This window comes from Limnospira sp. PMC 1279.21, from assembly GCF_032349615.1.
GTDB classification, from domain to species: Bacteria; Cyanobacteriota; Cyanobacteriia; order Cyanobacteriales; family Microcoleaceae; genus Limnospira; species Limnospira fusiformis.
Genome location: NZ_JARPLU010000544.1, coordinates 1 through 452, shown reverse-complemented (window position 1 = coordinate 452; position 452 = coordinate 1). Strand labels below are relative to the sequence as shown.

Here is a 452-nt window from a genome sequence, read left to right as displayed (position 1 = left end):
TAGTCATCTCGTCCTCTCCATTATACGTCCTAAGTATTCTGTCTTGTGCTATATATAGAAAACAAGCCCAGCCCTGAATCATTTGCCATAATGTGGTAAAAGTCAGCAATGAGCGGTCGCCTATGACAAACTTCAGAATTCCAGGCAGTTTGGTATTCACAACTGTCCAGACCCAGATGGTTTTTTTTGAACCCACAAAAGTCTGAAGCTCATCAATTTGAGCTATTTCAGGAATTTCATAGTTTTCCTCATCAATGTGGGTTTCTGCAACTCTAACCCAGTTAAGTATTGTGTTGTGAGAAATACCAGTGACTCTCTCAATGGCTCGAAATCCCATGCCATTGAGGGACATTTTCACACAAAGCTCTTTGACATCAGAACCTGAGAGGGTGACAATAGAGCTAGACTGATTGCTGTACAAGGGATAGAGCATTTAGTCCTTGCCGAAAATT

Annotated in this window: 1 pseudogene; it reads right to left on the bottom strand. The window is 41.4% G+C overall.

From position 1 onward, the window contains the following. Window positions 1-379: pseudogene (locus tag P5683_RS25860) on the bottom strand (IS1 family transposase); the annotation flags it as partial. Between the last annotated feature and the right edge of the window lie 73 nt (window positions 380-452).